This is a genomic window from Nonomuraea sp. NPDC049714 (assembly GCF_044465295.1).
Classification (GTDB): Bacteria; Actinomycetota; Actinomycetes; order Streptosporangiales; family Streptosporangiaceae; genus Nonomuraea.
This window is the reverse complement of record NZ_JBITLM010000007.1, coordinates 1-16,161: the sequence shown is the minus strand read 5'-3', so window position 1 is coordinate 16,161 and position 16,161 is coordinate 1. Positions and strand designations below refer to the sequence as shown.

General features: G+C 69.2%; 13 protein-coding genes. 8 read left to right on the top strand and 5 right to left on the bottom strand.

Going from position 1 to position 16,161, the window contains the following annotated elements; genetic code table 11:
* Window positions 1-91: 91 nt before the first annotated feature.
* Entirely contained in the window at window positions 92-1,420 is a 1,329-nt protein-coding gene (gene gabT / locus ACIBQX_RS26245) for a 4-aminobutyrate--2-oxoglutarate transaminase (RefSeq protein WP_397008877.1), read from the top strand.
* Window positions 1,421-1,651: 231 nt separating this feature from the next.
* Window positions 1,652-1,828 (top strand): hypothetical protein, encoded by a 177-nt coding sequence (locus tag ACIBQX_RS26240; RefSeq protein ID WP_397008875.1) that lies wholly within the window; start codon window positions 1,652-1,654, stop codon window positions 1,826-1,828.
* Between the two features lie 134 nt (window positions 1,829-1,962).
* Here ACIBQX_RS26240 and ACIBQX_RS26235 read toward each other — a convergent pair whose 3' ends face one another.
* The 3 genes from ACIBQX_RS26235 to ACIBQX_RS26225 are packed head-to-tail and all read right to left on the bottom strand — an operon-like array spanning window position 1,963 to window position 5,923.
* Window positions 1,963-3,087, bottom strand: a complete 1,125-nt coding sequence (locus ACIBQX_RS26235; RefSeq protein ID WP_397008873.1) for a hypothetical protein — start codon at window positions 3,085-3,087, stop codon at window positions 1,963-1,965.
* A gap of 56 nt (window positions 3,088-3,143) precedes the next feature.
* Window positions 3,144-4,649 carry a CoA-acylating methylmalonate-semialdehyde dehydrogenase gene (locus ACIBQX_RS26230; protein ID WP_397008871.1) on the bottom strand — a complete coding sequence of 502 codons (1,506 nt, stop codon included), beginning with the start codon at window positions 4,647-4,649 and terminating at the stop codon, window positions 3,144-3,146.
* On the bottom strand, window positions 4,646-5,923 hold the full coding sequence (locus ACIBQX_RS26225; protein WP_397008869.1) for an aspartate aminotransferase family protein: 1,278 nt from the start codon (window positions 5,921-5,923) through the stop codon (window positions 4,646-4,648). The genes ACIBQX_RS26230 and ACIBQX_RS26225 overlap by 4 nt, the downstream gene beginning before the upstream one ends.
* A 303-nt stretch (window positions 5,924-6,226) precedes the next feature.
* Here ACIBQX_RS26225 and ACIBQX_RS26220 point away from each other — a divergent pair, with 303 nt between their 5' ends.
* Both ACIBQX_RS26220 and ACIBQX_RS26215 read left to right on the top strand, forming a co-directional pair.
* A complete protein-coding gene (locus tag ACIBQX_RS26220; protein WP_397008867.1) occupies window positions 6,227-6,496 on the top strand; it encodes a WGxxGxxG family protein in 270 nt (89 codons plus the stop codon).
* Window positions 6,497-6,709: 213 nt separating this feature from the next.
* Window positions 6,710-7,420, top strand: coding sequence for an alternative oxidase (locus ACIBQX_RS26215; RefSeq protein ID WP_397008865.1), 711 nt, complete (start codon window positions 6,710-6,712; stop codon window positions 7,418-7,420).
* Between the two features lie 20 nt (window positions 7,421-7,440).
* Here the strand turns inward: ACIBQX_RS26215 and ACIBQX_RS26210 are convergent, their stop codons facing one another.
* On the bottom strand, window positions 7,441-8,892 hold the full coding sequence (locus ACIBQX_RS26210) for an MFS transporter (RefSeq protein ID WP_397008863.1): 1,452 nt from the start codon (window positions 8,890-8,892) through the stop codon (window positions 7,441-7,443).
* A gap of 55 nt (window positions 8,893-8,947) precedes the next feature.
* Here ACIBQX_RS26210 and ACIBQX_RS26205 point away from each other — a divergent pair, with 55 nt between their 5' ends.
* The 3 genes from ACIBQX_RS26205 (at window position 8,948) to ACIBQX_RS26195 (ending at window position 12,967) form a co-directional block, all read left to right on the top strand.
* Entirely contained in the window at window positions 8,948-9,649 is a 702-nt protein-coding gene (locus ACIBQX_RS26205) for a TetR/AcrR family transcriptional regulator (protein ID WP_397008861.1), read from the top strand.
* Between the two features lie 13 nt (window positions 9,650-9,662).
* Entirely contained in the window at window positions 9,663-11,282 is a 1,620-nt protein-coding gene (locus ACIBQX_RS26200) for an AMP-binding protein (RefSeq protein ID WP_397008859.1), read from the top strand.
* Window positions 11,283-11,347: 65 nt separating this feature from the next.
* A complete protein-coding gene (locus ACIBQX_RS26195) occupies window positions 11,348-12,967 on the top strand; it encodes a PucR family transcriptional regulator (RefSeq protein ID WP_397008857.1) in 1,620 nt (539 codons plus the stop codon).
* On the opposite strand, the gene trpS is transcribed toward ACIBQX_RS26195, so the two are convergent.
* The gene (gene trpS / locus ACIBQX_RS26190; RefSeq protein WP_397008855.1) at window positions 12,964-13,926 is read right to left on the bottom strand and encodes a tryptophan--tRNA ligase; all 963 of its coding nucleotides are present in this window, start codon (window positions 13,924-13,926) and stop codon (window positions 12,964-12,966) included. The genes ACIBQX_RS26195 and trpS overlap by 4 nt on opposite strands.
* Before the next feature lie 299 nt (window positions 13,927-14,225).
* Between trpS and ACIBQX_RS26185 the strand changes: the two genes are divergently transcribed.
* Window positions 14,226-15,704, top strand: coding sequence for a phosphodiester glycosidase family protein (locus ACIBQX_RS26185; protein ID WP_397008853.1), 1,479 nt, complete (start codon window positions 14,226-14,228; stop codon window positions 15,702-15,704).
* Window positions 15,705-16,161: the final 457 nt, after the last annotated feature.

Here is a 16,161-nt window from a genome sequence, read left to right as displayed (position 1 = left end):
CGATTTTTGTCCATTCCGGCAGAGATAACCCCTCATAGTCTGACATATCGACATATCGGAGCTGGGAAGCGGCCACCGTACCGTCAAGCCCATGAGCATTCCTCAGGAGCGCCGCCTCGTCACCACGATCCCCGGCCCGAAGTCGCAGGAGCTGCTGGCCCGCAAGCAGGCGGCCGTCCCACCCGGCATCGGCGTCACGCTGCCCGTCTTCGTGACCCGCGCCGGCGGCGGCGTGGTGCAGGACGTCGACGGGAACTCACTGATCGACTTCGGCTCCGGCATCGCCGTGACGAACGTGGGCAACGCCGCGCCCAAGGTGGTGGAGCGGGTCCAGCGGCAGGTCGCCGAGTTCACCCACACCTGTTTCATGGTCACGCCGTTCGAGTCGTACGTCGAGGTGTGCGAGAAGCTCAACGAGCTCACCCCCGGCGACCACGAGAAGCGGACGCTGCTCCTCAACAGCGGCGCCGAGGCCGTGGAGAACGCGGTCAAGATCGCCAGGCACGCGACCGGCCGGCAGGCGGTCGTCGTGTTCGAGCACGGCTACCACGGCCGCACCCTGCTCACGATGACGCTCACGGCCAAGAACATGCCGTACAAGCAGGGCTTCGGCCCGTACGCGCCCGAGGTCTACCGCGTGCCGCTGGCCTACCCGTTCCGCTGGCCGACCGGCCCCGAGAACTGCGCCGAGGAGGCGTCGGCCCAGGCCATCGACATGATCACCAAGCAGATCGGCGCGGAGAACGTCGCCGCCGTGGTGATCGAGCCGATCTCCGGCGAGGGCGGCTTCATCGAGCCGGCCAAGGGGTTCCTGCCGAGGATCGCCGAGTTCTGCCGCGCCCACGGGATCGTGTTCGTGGCCGACGAGGTGCAGACGGGCTTCGCCCGCACCGGTGACCTGTTCGCGTGCGAGGACGAGGGCGTGGTGCCCGACCTCATCTGCACGGCCAAGGGCATCGCGGGCGGGCTGCCGCTGGCGGCGGTGACGGGTCGCGCGGAGCTGATGGACCGGGTGCACGTGGGCGGGCTCGGCGGCACGTACGGCGGCAATCCGCTGGCCTGCGAGGCGGCGCTGGGCGTGCTGGAGACCCTCGCCGAGCAGGACCTGGTCGCCAAGGCGCGGCGGATCGGCGAGATCATGCTGCCCAGACTGCACGCGCTGCGGGAGCGCTTCGACGTGATCGGCGACGTGCGGGGGCGCGGCGCGATGATCGCCATCGAGCTGGTGGTGCCCGGCTCGAAGGAGCCGAACCCGGCGGCCGTCCAGGAGATCGTCAAGCGCTGCCACGCGGAGGGACTCCTGGTGCTCACGGCTGGTACGTACGGCAACGTGCTGCGCTTCCTGCCGCCACTGGTGATCGGTGAGCCTCTGCTGGAGGAGGGCCTGGGCATCCTGGAGAAGGCCATCGCCAGTCTGTAGAAAATCTGTCAAATCGGGCATCCGGCTTGTGGCTGGATGCCCGATTTGTTGATGTAACACGTCCTGTCCGTGGAGAGAATTCACTCTGACTTGACGCGCACCTGGACGATCACGGATGCGGTCAGGGTTATAACGGATCCGGTATGAGGACGGACGATCGCTGCGGGGAGCGTGATGAACTGGGGTCCGATCAGAACCGCACGGGACATGTTGACGTTCGACCCTGAGGGCATGAGCGCCGCGCAGCGCGAAGGCGACGCCTGCGTCGTCTGCCAGAAGAGGTGGCCACGACCTCGGGTCCGCGTGGGCCGCTTTCCCGACGACATGGCGGCGCTGGCCTGCGCCGACTGCGCCGAGGCGCTGCTCCCGGAGCCGCTGGCCACCGTGGTCGCCTTCCCTTCACGCTGAGCCGGCGAGAAGACGAGTCGTACAAGAGCGAGACGCCTCGGGGCGGGGGGAAGGCCCGAGGCGTCTCAGCAGGTCGCACCCAGCGGGGGACGGGTGCGCCCGCGGCACTTCAGGTGGGGATGACCAATCCCCACTCATTTCATAAGTTCGCGCCACCTTTCGGTCCAGGCGTTGTAATCAGTGCATTCCCCATCTGGTGGCAGGCAATCCCCAGGAGGACGCACGGCGAAGGCGATGTGGTCCAACCGGTATGACTTGGTCGTCGCGCCGTACGCCTTGCACACGTCTCTGGCCCGGCCCTTGCACGCCTGGGCGTTGGCGGGGGCCAGCCCGAGCCAGGCGGCGGCGTCGCGCTGGGAGCCGGCCTCGGTCATCCGGTTGAGCCAGCGGTAGGCGCAGTCGGTGTCGGTGACGTTCGCGGCGAGCATCCACGAGTCGACCCACCCGGTGGTCTTACGGGCCTTGACGGCCTTGACCGGGATCTTCGCCTTCTGGAGCAGCAGGCGGTGGTAGGGGGTGGCCTGGGCGTAGTCGACCGATCCGGTGGCGAAGCCCTTGACCAGGTCGAGGTCGTTGGTCCAGTAGGCGCGGTCGTCATACCCGGTCAGCCGCTCGGTCGCCTCGCCGAGCTGGGAGGCGGTCAGCTCGAAGGGCCGCTCCACCGCGTCGTCGGCCAGCGCGGCGTCGGCGAGGGTCAGCGGGCTGTCCTTGAGCATGACCCGGTCCGAGCGGAGCACCTCACCCAGGTCGCCGCCCCTGACCCTGCGGGAGTCGTACAGGAACTCGTGGAAGCCCCACAGGAACGGCACCCCGTGCACGGCGTCGGTCTTGGCGTCGGTCATCAGCTCGCGCAGCGGCTTGGCCAGGTCGTCGTAGTCCTCGATCTTGGCCGTGTCGATGGGCTGCACCTGCTTGGCCTCGATCATGGCGGCCGCCAGCGCGGGCCCGGCCGAGATGACGTCATAGGACCGCTCGCGAAGCCTGGCGGCCATCTCCTCGGGCGTCCGCACGGTGTCGAGGCGGGCGACCCGGCAGCCGGTCTCCTTCTCGAAGGGACCCGCCCAGTTGGCCTGCGGGCTGGTGCCGCCGTACTCGGCGTAGCCGCGGTAGGTGAGGATCTGCAGTGTGCCGTCGCTCTGCGTGGGGCTGGCGCTGGGTGAGACGCTGGGGGACGGCTTGGGTGACGGCCCCGCCGCGCCCGTCGTGGCGATCAGGGCCGCGGCGGCGAGCGCCACGGCGGGGATGCGAGGGCGATACACGTCCCGAGCCTACCGGCGACGGCGCGGAGGATTGATCCTCCCCCGCGCCGCGCCGGTCACTTGCTGGTGGGGAACCCGAGGTTCACGCCGCCGTGGGAGGGGTCGAGCCAGCGGGAGGTGACGACCTTCCCCTGGGTGTAGAAGTGGACGCCCTCGGTGCCGTGCATGTGCGTGTCGCCGAAGAGCGAGGACTTCCAGCCGCCGAAGCTGTAGAACGCCATCGGCACCGGGATCGGCACGTTGATGCCGATCATGCCGACCTCGACCTCGTTCTGGAAGCGCCGGGCGGCGCCGCCGTCGTTGGTGAAGATCGCCGTGCCGTTGCCGAACTCGCTGCCGTTGATGAGCTCCAGGCCCTCTTCGTACGATTCGACGCGCACGACCGACAGGACCGGGCCGAAGATCTCCTCCAGGTGCACCCGGGAGCCCGCGGGCACCTGGTCGAGCAGCGTGGGGCCGAGCCAGAAGCCGGGCGTGCGAGCCGCCGCGCCACCGCCGCGCACGGCCGTCTCACGGCCGTCGACCACCACCTTGGCGCCCTCCTCGACGGCCAGGTCGAGGTAGGAGGCGACCTTGTCGCGGTGCGCCTCGGTGACGAGCGGGCCCATCTGCGACTCGGGGTCGTCGCCGGGGCCGATGGTCAGCTGCCCGACCCGCTCGGCGATCTTGCGTACCAGCTCGTCGGCCACCGGCTCCACGGCCAGCACCACCGAGATCGCCATGCAGCGCTCGCCGGCCGAGCCGAAGCCCGCCGACACGGCCGAGTCGGCGACCAGGTCGAGGTCGGCGTCGGGGAGCACGAGCATGTGGTTCTTGGCGCCGCCGAGCGCCTGCACCCGCTTGCCGTGCGCGCTCCCGGTCTCGTAGACATAGCGGGCGATGGGGGTGGAGCCGACGAAGGAGACGCCGCGCACGTCGGGGTGCTCCAGCAGCCGGTCGACCGCGACCTTGTCGCCCTGAACCACGTTGAAGACGCCGTCGGGCAGCCCGGCCTCCTGCCAGAGCCGCGCCATGAGCAGCGACGCGGACGGATCCTTCTCCGAGGGCTTGAGGATGAACGTGTTGCCGCACGCGATCGCGACCGGGTACATCCACATCGGCACCATGGCCGGGAAGTTGAACGGCGTGATGCCGGCCACGACGCCGAGCGGCTGGCGGATCGAGTAGGAGTCGACGCGGGTCGAGACGCCTTCGGAGAAGCCGCCCTTGAGCAGGTGCGGGATGCCGCACGCGAACTCCACGACCTCGATGCCGCGGCTGACCTCGCCGAGCGCGTCGGAGTGCACCTTGCCGTGCTCGGCGGAGATCAGCGCGGCCATCTCGTCGCGGTGCGCGTACATGAGCTCGCGGAACGCGAAGAGCACCTGTGCCCGCTTGACCAGCGAGGTGGCCCGCCAACCGGGGAACGCCGCCGCCGCCGCGGCGACCGCCGCGTCCACGTCCGCGACCGACGCCATCGCGACGCTGCCGCTGACCTCACCGGTGGCCGGGTTGAAGAGCTCGCTCGTACGGGGGTCGCCGTCGACGAGTGCTCCGTTGATCCAGTGGTTGACTGACTTCACTGAGCTGCCTCTGCGTTGATGGTCTCAAGTGCGCTGACGATGATCTCCAGGCCCTGGGTGGCCTCGGCGACCGACAGCGTGAGCGGCGGCGCCATGCGGATGGCCGTGCCGTACAGGCCGCCCTTGCCCGCGAGCAGGCCCGCCTTCTTCGTCTCCTCCATGAACCGCGCGGTCTGCGCGGGGCTTTCGAGCTCGACGGCGAACATCAGGCCCTTGCCGCGCACGTCGCGGACGATCGGCAGCCGCGTGGCGGCCTCGCGCAGGCCGTCCAGGATGATCTTCCCGGTCCTGGCGGCGTTGGCCTGCAGGTCGTGGTCGAGCACGTAGTCGAGGGTCGCGTTGGCGGCGGCCATGGAGATCGGGTTGCCGCCGAAGGTGGACAGGCCGACGGCGGGCAGGCTGTCCAGCAGATCACCGCGGGCCACGATGCCCCCGACGGCGAAGCCGTTGCCCAGCCCCTTGGCGAAGGTCATCATGTCGGGCGTCACGCCGTGGTTCTGAATGCCGAAGAACGCGCTGCCGGTGCGGCCCCAGCCGGTCTGCACCTCGTCGGAGATGAACAGGATGCCCTGCTCGTCCAGCACCTCCTTGTAGGCGGCGAACAGCCCGTCGGGAGCCATCGTGAACCCGCCCACACCCTGGATCGGCTCGGCGATCAGCGCGGCCACGTCGGCGGCGACGGCGGTGGCGAGCACGTGGCGCAGGTCGTCGACGCAGGCCGCGATGTAGTCGGCGTCGGACAGCCCCTTGAACTGGGTCAGGTGGCGGTCGGTGCCGTGCAGGAAGTGCGCGTTCAGCGGGGAGAGGGAGTTGTTCTTCCAGGACCGGTGGGAGGTGACGCCCACGGTGCCGAAGCTGCGCCCGTGGTAGCTCTGCCGCATGGCGAGCACCTGGTCGCTCTTGCGGGCGTAGGTGGCCAGCAGCAGCGCGGTCTCGTTGGCCTCGGTGCCGGAGTTGGTGAAGAAGACCTTGGCGTCGGGGATGCCCGAGAGCCTGGCGATCTTCTCGGCGAGCTCGACCTGCCCGCGCAGGAGATAGACGGTGCTGGTGTGCACGACGCCGGTGGCGAGCTGTCGTTCGACCGCCTCGCGCACCTCGGGGACGTCGTAGCCGATCATGTTGGTCAGGATGCCGGCGAAGAAGTCGAGGTAGCTCTTGCCGTCGGCGTCGACGACATGGTTGCCCTTGCCGCTGACGATCTCGATGGGCTCGTTGTAGTTGAGGCTCACCCAGTTGGGGATCACTGCCCTGTGGCGCGCGAGAAGCTCGGACATGTCTTGAGTATCCCGGTTATCCGGCCACGACCCCAACCTCAAGATGTCGGCGCAGGCGGAAATTGTCTTACACACTGTTGCTCACGCTTCCACTAACCACACCTGATGACGATATGTCCTGTCATAAGCAGGAGACTCCAGGGGCCAGAGGAAGAGGTTTGAGCCAAGTTCGCGATGGTATGGGTAGGTCTAGCAGGAGATATGTGGGAGATCGCCCCGTTAGGGGAAGCCTTCTGGGGAACCGTCCAGGAGACGCAACAGGCGGTCTCCGCGGTCGTGAGGCCGCCAGATCGGGGGAACCCAATGCGCAAGATGCTCACGGGCCTGGGGCTGGCCTTCTTCCTGACGCTCGCCCCGGCCGCCGCCGCCACGGCGGACACGGCGACCGCACCGGTCGCCCAGAGCCAGGTCAACCCATCACCTCAGCCGCAGCAGCGCGACGAAGGCGGCGGCAACGCCGGCCTGTGGGGCCTGCTCGGCCTGCTGGGTCTGCTCGGCCTCGCGGGCATGCGCAAGCAGAAGAGCCACGTCGGCACGGCCGAGCACATGACCAACCGCCCGCAGCGCCCATAGGCAGGGCGCGGTGAACACGCGGTCCCCGCACGGGTAGCCCGAGCGGGGATCCGCCACGTCCCCTAGGGGAACGCCCGTCCCCCTGGGGACGTACGCCGGCAGACGGGCCTACGCCGCGGGAGGCACCCGAGAAGCCCTCCAGCGGCCGACGACCGGCATGGCCCCGGTCGAGCACTATCAGGTCATCGACCGAACGACCTGAGGAGACCGGCCATGACGATCACCACCGACTTCACCGCTCACCGGCGCACCGAGGCGCCGTCCGGGCCGCCCAAGCTCGACCGCGAGCAGCTCCGCCGCGCCCAGCAGGACACGATGGACACCCCGCGGATGGACTACAGCCTGCTGGCCAAGATGATGTTCAAGCCCGTCGACATCCTGTACGGCAAGCAGGGCTCGTACACCAAGTTCGCCATGCTGGAGATCATCGCCCGGGTGCCCTACCAGGCGTGGGAGCGGATGGGCTACTGGGCCGTGCACCGGCACGCCGGCCGCTCGGCGCTGGCCCGCAGGGTCTTCGAGCGGATCGTGGAGGCCCGCGCCGACCAGGACAACGAGCAGTGGCACCTGCTGATCATGCAGGATCTGGTCCAGCGCGCCGGCGACAAGCAGGGCTGGCTCCTGCACAAGGCGGCGCCCTGGATCATCGCGTTCTTCTACTACCACGTGTCCTGGGTGCTGTTCCTGGTCAGGCCGGACTGGAGCTACCGGCTGAACGCCGAGTTCGAGGACCACGCCGAGCATGAGTACATGACCTTCGTGGCGGAGAACCCGGACCTGGACTTCGTCCCCGACCCCGGAACCTACGCCGCGGAGTACGGCCGCTACCGCTCGGTGGCCGACCTGCTCCGGCAGATCGGCCACGACGAGCGTACGCACAAGCTCGACAGCCTGGAGAGCATGCGCGAGCCCCGTGTTCGCTAGCCCGTGTTCGCTAGCCCGGGTCAGACGCTCACGGGCTCAGGGGCGGCGGCAGGAGCGGCGGGCCGGATGACGATGAACGCGAGCAGTGCCGCGGCCACGCAGAATCCGGCCCCCACCCATGACCCGAGGTGCACCGCGTCGGTGAAGGCCGCCTTGGCCTGCTCCACCAGGGCCGGCACCTCGATCGCCACGCCGATCGACTCCCTGGCCGCCTCGGGGGCGCCTTCGGGCATGGAGGCGGCGAAGACCCCGGCCAGCACGCTGCCCAGGATGGCGATGCTCATGGCGAGCCCGACCTGCTGCACGGTGTCGTTCATGGCCGAGCCGACCCCCGCGTACTCCAGCGGGATCGCGTTCATCAGCGAGGCGTAGGCCGAGGGCCCGGCGAGGCCGCCGCCCACGCCCATGACCACGAGGCCGACGAGCAGCGGCAGGTAGCCGGTGGTCGTCGCCATGACGGCGAAGCCGCCGGCCATGACGAGCAGGCCCGCGGCGATCAGCGTCCGGTTGCTGACCTTCTGTCCCAGCCCGGCGCCGACGCCGTTGAAGACGGCCGCCGCCACCGCGTACGGCAGCAGGGCCAGCCCGGCGCGCATCTCGCCGTACCCGAGCACGAACTGCAGATACTGGGTCAGCATGAGCATCACGGCCCCGGCCCCGAACGACATCAGCAGGATGGCGAACGAGGCCCCGCTGAAGTTACGGTTCCTGAAGAGCTGGAGCGGCAGCATCGGATGCTCCTGGCGGCGCTCCCAGATCACGAAGGCGGTGAGCGTCACCACCGCCACCGCGATGATCATCGGGTCGAACTCACGCTCGATGATCACATAGACGGCGGCGGTCAGCCCGACGATGGACAGCACCACGCCCACCGGGTCGAGCTTGCGCCCGGCGCTGTGCGTCTCCGGCATCAGCACCACGGCGGCCACGATCGCGATCACAACGATGGGGATGTTCAGCAGGAAGACCGAGCCCCACCAGTAGTTCTCCAACAGGAAGCCGCCCAGCGTGGGCCCGAGGATCACGCTGATCATCGCCACCCCTCCCCACACGGCCATGGCCTTGCGCCGCTCCTCCTCGTCGAAGACGGTCATCAGGATGGACAGCGTCGACGGCATCATGATCGCCCCGCCGACGCCCATCAGCGCGCGGGCGCCGATGAGCTGCCACGGCTCGGTGACGAACACGGCCAGCACCGACGCGCCGCCGAACAGCACCAGGCCGATGATGAGAAAGAGCCTGCGGCCGTAGCGGTCCGACAGGCTGCCCGCGGTGAGCAACAACCCGGCGAAGGCCAGCACGTAGGCGTCCAAAATCCACTGGATCTCGGAGAAGGACGCCCCCAGGTCGCTGATCAGCGAGGGGATCGCCAGATTGAGCACGGTGCCGTCCACGGAAAGGACGAGCAGTGCGAGGCACAGGACGCCGAGGATCCACCAGCGACGGGGATCTCGTACAGTGTTCGATTCCACTCGCACACTGTACGACAAAGCTCGTACGGTGTGCGAGTGCCTTTATCCTGGGGAGGTGACCGGCAAGCAGTTCACCTCCGTCTGGACGCGCGAGCCGCGCCCTGCCAAGAGCCCCGGCCGAACCCGCGACGAGATCGTCAGGGCGGCCATCGAGCTGCTCGACGCCGAGGGCCTCGAAGGGCTCAGCATGCGCAAACTCGGCGCGCGGCTCGGCACCGGCGCCACCAGCCTCTACTGGTACGTCGCCAACAAGGAGGAGTTGCTGGAGCTGGCCTACGACGACTTCTGGAGCGAGATCACGGTGCCCGAGCCCACCGCGACGACCTGGCGGCAGACCGTCGCGGCCGCCGCCCACGGCATGCGCCGGCTGATCCTGCGCCACCCCTGGTCGGGCGAGCTCATCGGGCGCATGCCATCACTCGGCCCCAACGCCCTGGCCTTCGCCGCGGTCCTGCGCAGGACCTTCAAGCTCGCCGGATTCGCCGGCCTGGAGATCGACTACGCCAACACGACACTCACCGCCTACGTCTTCGGCATGACCATCCCGGAGCTCGCCTGGAACAAGTCGAAGGCCGACGGCGGCTACGACCCCGACAGCATGCGCGAGGCCGTCACCAAGGCCACCGCCGGCATTCCCGACCTGGCCGAGAGCGTCCAGGGCTCCTGGGATCTCGACCCGGACCAGGTGCGGGAGATGGCCTTCAGTTTCGGGCTCGGCGCGGTGCTTGATGGCCTTGAGGCCCGGCTGGTGACGTAGCAGGATCCGGAGCATGAGCGATTTCCGCGCGGCCCGTGACTTCCTGCTCCACGCCGACTACGACACCGCCCGCCGCGACTTCCGCTGGCCCGAGCTGGCGGAGTTCAACTGGGCGCTCGACTGGTTCGACGGGGTGCTGGCCACCGAGACGCCCGACGCGATCGCCCTCAAGATCACCGGGAAGGTCTCCTACACCTTCGCCGAGCTGTCCGTCCGCTCCAACCGGGTGGCCAACTGGCTGCACGAGCAGGGCGTCAGGCGCGGTGACCGGGTCCTGCTCATGCTGGGCAACCAGGCCGAGCTGTGGGAGTCGCTGCTGGCCGCCATGAAGCTCGGCGCGGTGATCATCCCGGCCACGACGCTGCTGACGGCCAAGGACATCACCGAGCGGATCGAGCGCGGCGGCGTCTCCCACGTGATCGCGAACGCCGCGGACGCGAGCAGGTTCGGCGGCGGGCCGTACACCCGCATCGCGATCGGCGACGCCTACGGCTGGCTGTCCTACCACGACAGCACGCACGCGGCCGAGCGCTTCGTCCCCGACGGCCCCACCCGGGCGGGCGACACGCTGCTGCTCTACTTCACCTCGGGCACGACCTCGGAGCCCAAGCTGGTGGAGCACACCCACGCCTCCTATCCGGCGGGCCACCTGTCCACCATGTTCTGGATCGGCCTGCGGCCCGGCGACGTGCATCTCAACGTGTCCTCCCCCGGCTGGGCCAAGCACGCCTGGAGCAACGTCTTCGCCCCCTGGAACGCCGGCGCCACCGTGCTCATCCACGACTACCAGCGCTTCTCGGCGACCGAGCTGCTGCGCGTGCTGCGCGACGAGCGGGTGACGACCTTCTGCGCGCCGCCGACCGTGTGGCGGATGCTCATCCAGGAGGACCTGGCGACATGGCAGCTGCCGCTGCGCACCGCCGTGGCCGCCGGCGAGCCGCTCAACCCCGAGATCATCGACCAGGTGGCCAAGGCATGGGGCATCACGATCAGGGACGGTTACGGCCAGACCGAGACCACCGCCCAGATCGGCAACGTGCCTGGCGAGCCGGTCAGGCCCGGCTCGATGGGGAAGCCGCTGCCGGGCTACGAGGTGGTGCTGCTGAACGTGGAGACCGGCGAGCCCGGCGACGACGGCGAGATCTGCCTCCCGCTCGACCGCCGCCCCCTAGGCCTCATGTCCGGATATATCGCTGGATCGGGTGAAGCGATGAGAGACGGGCACTATCACACGGGTGATGTCGCCACCCGGGACGCCGACGGCTACATCACCTACGTGGGCCGGACCGACGACGTCTTCAAGGCCTCCGACTATCGCATCTCACCGTTCGAGCTGGAGAGCGTGCTGCTGGAGCACGAGGCCGTGGCGGAGGCGGCCGTGGTGCCCGCCTCTGATCCGGTACGACTCGCCGTACCGAAGGCGTATGTGACGCTCGCGCCCGGGTTCGAGGCTGGCGAGGCGACGGCGCGGTCGATCTTCGAGCACTCCCGGCGCGAGCTCGCGCCGTTCAAGCGGCTGCGCAGGCTGGAGTTCGGCGAGCTGCCGAAGACGATCTCCGGCAAGATCCGGCGCGGGCAGCTCCGCGACCAGCCGGCCGGGCGCGAATACCGGGAGGACGACATCTTGAAGTGATCAGCTTGCACTCTGTCAGTCGGCCTCGCTCCGTTCTTACAAAATGATCGGATAGGCTCGCCCATGTGCTGCCCACCATCGCCGACATTCTCGTCCTGGAAAGCGTTCGCCGGGGTAACCCGCGCGTCGTCGCGGGCGCGGACCGGCTCGACACCAAGGTGCGGTGGGTGCACGTCGGCGAGATCGCCGACATCGCGCAGCTGCTGCGCGGCGGCGAGCTGGTGCTCACCACGGGCGTCGCCCTGCCCGACGACCCGGGCAAGCTCACCGACTACATCGTCGAGCTCTCCTCCGTCGGCGCCTCCGGGCTGATCGTCGAGCTGGGCCGCAGGTTCGTGGGCGAGCTGCCCGCCGAGGTGGTCAAATGCGCCGAGGAGCACGGGCTGCCGCTGATCGTGCTGACCCGCGAGACCCCGTTCGTGCAGATCACCGAGGCCGTGCACGCCCGCATCATCGACATCCAGCTTGAGGAGCTGCGCGCCTCGGAGCAGCTGCACGAGGTGTTCACCGAGCTGTCGGTCGAGGGCGCGTCACCGGCGGAGGTGCTGGCCCAGGTCTCCCGGCTGTCCGGCCGCCCGGTGCTGCTGGAGAACCTCGCCCACCAGGTGCTGGCCTGCGAGTCGGCCGGCCGCGACACCGGCACGCTGCTGGCCGGCTGGGAGAGCAGGTCGCGGGCGGTGGCCCCGGCCGAGCGCACCGCCTACGACGCCGCGTCCGGCTGGCTGGTCACCACCGTCGGCGCCCGCGGCCAGGACTGGGGCAGGCTGATCCTGCTGTGCGAGGCCAAGCCCTCGCCCCGCGACCTGGTGCTGGCCGAACGCGCCGCCACCACGCTCGCCCTCGGCCGCCTGCTGGAGCGGCACCAGGAGTCCCTGGAGCGCCAGGCGCACGGCACGATCATCACCGGCATCCTCACCCACGCCTACGCCGACCCCGACGAGGCCGCCGCGCGCGCCCGGGCGGTGGGCGTGCCGCTCACCAGCCGCAAGCTGGTCAGCGTCGTCATCCGCCCCACCGACGCGCTCGACCAGGCACTCGACGGGCAGGCCGAGCTCGGCGAACTGGCCGAGGCGACCGCCGCCGCCTGCCGCGACGCCCGGCTGCCGGCCCTGGTGGGCGCGCTCGACCAGGACCGGGTGGGCGTCCTGCTGCCCCTGCCGCCCCGCACCAGCCCAGAGCCGGCGCTGACCGCGCTCGCCGAGCGGCTGCGCGCGCTGTGGAAGCCCGGCGCCTCCTTCGTGCTGGCCGCCGGCTCCATGGTCGAGTCCATCAGGGACGTACGGCGCAGCTTCCTGGAGGCGGAGCAGGTGGCCGACGTGGCCGTCCGCCAGCCGGACGGCAGGCCCTACTATCGCCTGCCCGACCTGCGCCTGCGCGGACTGCTGCACCTGCTGCGCGACGACGCCAGGCTGCAGACGTTCGCCGAACGCGAGCTGGGCGCGCTGCTGGCGCACGACGCGCAGCGCGGCGGCGACCTGACCCGGATCCTGCGCATCTACCTGGACGCCGGCCGCAACAAGGCGGTGGCGGCCCAGAAGGCGCACCTGTCGAGGCCCGCCTTCTACGACCGCCTGCGCCGCCTCGAACGCATCCTCGACACCGACCTGGACGACGTCGAGTCCTGCCTGTCGCTGCACGTGGCGCTGCTGGCCCTGGAGTCCTTCCGCAGGGACAGCAGCCGCTAGAACTTCATCGCATCCCTGACCTCGTCGAGCGTCGTGATCGCCCGCTCGCGCGCCCGCCTGTTCCCCTCGGCCAGCGCCACGTGCGCCTCCTCCGCCGTGTGCTCGCGCCGGCGCCGCCTGATCGGACGCAGGAAGTCGTTGACCGCGTCCGTGACCAGCCTTTTCAGCGCCGCCGCGCCGCCGTACCCGATCTCGTCGGCGAGCTCCCGCTGCGGGCGGCCGAGACACAGCGCCGCCAGTGTGAGCAGATTGGCCACTTCCGGGCGGTCCCGCTCGTCGAAGGTGATCAGGCGCTCGGAGTCGGTGCGCGCCTTGCGGATGAGAGCAGCGGTCTCGTCCTCGGTGGCCGACAGCGGGATCGCGTTGCCCCGGCTCTTGCTCATCTTGCCGCCGTCCAGCCCCTTGACCAGCGGGCCGTCACCCATCATGGCCTCCGGCACCGGGAAGACCGCGGCGTAGCGCTCGTTGAACCGCCGCGCCACCAGCCGGGTCATCTCCACATGCGGCAACTGGTCCCGGCCCACCGGCACCAGCGTGCCCTTGCAGAACAGGATGTCGGCCGCCTGGTGCACCGGATAGGTGAACATCAGCCCGTTGACCGTCTGCTGACTGCTGTGCGCGATCTCGTCCTTCACGGTCGGATTGCGGCTCAGCTCCGCCACCGACACCAAACTCAGGAACGGCAGCATCAGCTGGTTGAGCTCCGGGATCGCGCTGTGCCGGAAGATCGCCACCTTCGCCGGGTCGAGCCCGACAGCCAGATAGTCCAGAAGCAGATCGGTGACGTTCCGCTGGATCTCCCCCGGCCGATCCCTGTCGGTGATCACTTGGTAGTCGGCGATCAGAACATACATCGGGTACGTGTCCTGCAACGCGACACGGTTGGCCAGCGAGCCGAAGTAGTGGCCGAGATGGAGCGGCCCGGTCGGGCGGTCTCCGGTGAGAACGATGTGGTCCATGTCGAGCTCCTCCTCAGGTCATGCCGTCCTGAGGAAACCCACGCGCGGGGGCCGTCCCGAGGACGGCCCGTGCAGGTGAAAGTCAGCGGCCGTCTCGCGGCCACCACCACATGCACATGCGCTTCATGCATCCCATTGTAGGTGGACGACGCCCTTTGTCGGTGAATCGTCAAAGGCATCACCTCAACCGGGTGTCGATCTCGTAACCACTCCAACCGATTGGCGTGTTTCGCTGCGTTCGCGACCTTGATCTCGTCAGGATAGGGCCGGTCTGTTTTCTGCCGCCCTCTGGAGTTTTCATGTCTCGACGCACCCTTGTCGTCGGCCTGGCCATGGCCGCGACGCTCACGGCATCCGCCGTGCCAGGCGCCGCCGCCGAGGAGCAGGTGGCGGTGAAGTTCCCGTCGACCAAATTCCCGCTCGGCGTACGATCCGCGCCGACCAAGACCATGACGGCCGTGGCCAAGGGCATCGATCTGTACGACGTGAAAGCGGGCACCTCCACCGACGGCTACACGGTGACCGTGCTCATGCCGAGCGGGCGTGACTACGGCAAGTTGGAGACCGCCCAGGCCAAGCTCGCCGAAGTGGAGGCCACCGGGGAGATCGCCAGCCTGCAGAAGGTGGTGCGTCCCCAGGTCGCCGACGCGCCCGCCGAGGAGGTCTACATGGTGCGGGTCGGCCTGTGGACGCTCAAGGACAAGGCCAAGGCCGACACGATGGCCAAGAAGCTCAAGAAGGCCGGCCTGAAGGTGAAGACCGACTACCTCGGCGACGACGGCCTGGAGACCACCGGCCCCTGGGACGTCAAGGTCGTCATGATCGACTCCAGGATGTTCCGCGGCAGCTATGCCGCCTCCCTCGGCACCAGCGTCGCCAAGCGCGAGACCGTCTCCTCGATGGCCAAGGCGCGCGGCGCCATCGCCGCCGTCAACGGCGGCTTCTTCAACATCCACACCGCCAAGGAGCTGCGCGGCGAGCCCGTCGGCGCCTCGGTGGTGGCCGGCAGACTGCTCAGCGAGGCCGTCCCCGGCCGCTCCGCCGTGGTCATGAGCGGACGCACGGCCCGCATCACCGAGCTCAAGTCCACCGTCACCGCGATCTCCGAGGACGGCGCCCGGCTCCCCGTGAACGGCGTCAACCGCATGGCGGCGACCGACGAACTCGTCCTCTACACCGAAGAGTACGGCGCCAAGACCCCCGCGAACGACGGCTCCGACGTGGTCATCGACGCCAACGGCAAGGTCGTGACCCTGCGCGCCTCCGGCGCCGCGGTCCCCAAGGGCATGCGGGTCCTGCACGGCGCGGGCATCGCCTCCGACTGGCTGAACGAGCACGCCTGGGAGGGCTGGACCGTCAAGGTCGACACCAAGCTGACAGACCTGCGCACCAAGAGGAACCTCAAGCTCACCCCCGACCTGAACGTGGTCGCCGGCGGCGTCGGCCTGGTCCGCAACGGACAGGTCAAGATCACCGCGAAGCGTGACGGTCACGACTCCATGAACATGATCCTCCGCCGCCACCCCCGAACCCTGGTGGGCACCACCCGCAACGGCAGCCTCATTCTGGCCACCATCGACGGCCGCCGGCCCGGGGTCACAGTGGGCGCCAACTTCGTCGAGGCGGCCCAGTTCATGCGCTGGCTCGGCGCCACTCAGGCGATCAACCTCGACGGCGGCGGGTCCACGGCGATGGTGGTCGGCAAGAAGGTCATCAACCATCCCGCCGACGGCCGGGAACGCGCGGTGGGGGACGCGTTGCTGGTCCTGCCCAAGTAGTCGTCGCCGACGAGGCTCCTCAGAGCGCGAAGGTTCCTCAGAGCAAAGGCTCGCCAGCCGAAGCCCCCCGGAGACGCAGTCTCCGGGGGGCTTCTTGCTAGCACGGCTCGATCCGCCTGCTCACCATCTGCTTGTGCCGGTGGAAGACGAGCAGATTGCCCTTCAACGGAAGGGCGTCAACGCCATCGGGGCGACATGACGCCGAGCTCCATCTGGCCGGCAACCCGTTCGAGCTACGGGAGAAGTGCGACGACATGAGGGCTGACCCCCTCGGCAAACGCCATGCACGCTGATCGCGGTACGTCCAGCATCACCGTCGACGCCGACCGCCGTCGAGACACGACCCACTCGTGCCGACTTACACGCAAAAAAGGGGGTTCCGCACCCGCAGGCGTGAAACCCCCTCCAAAAAGCAGGAAGGGCCCCGACAGCCAAAGTGTCGAAGCCCTACCTGAAA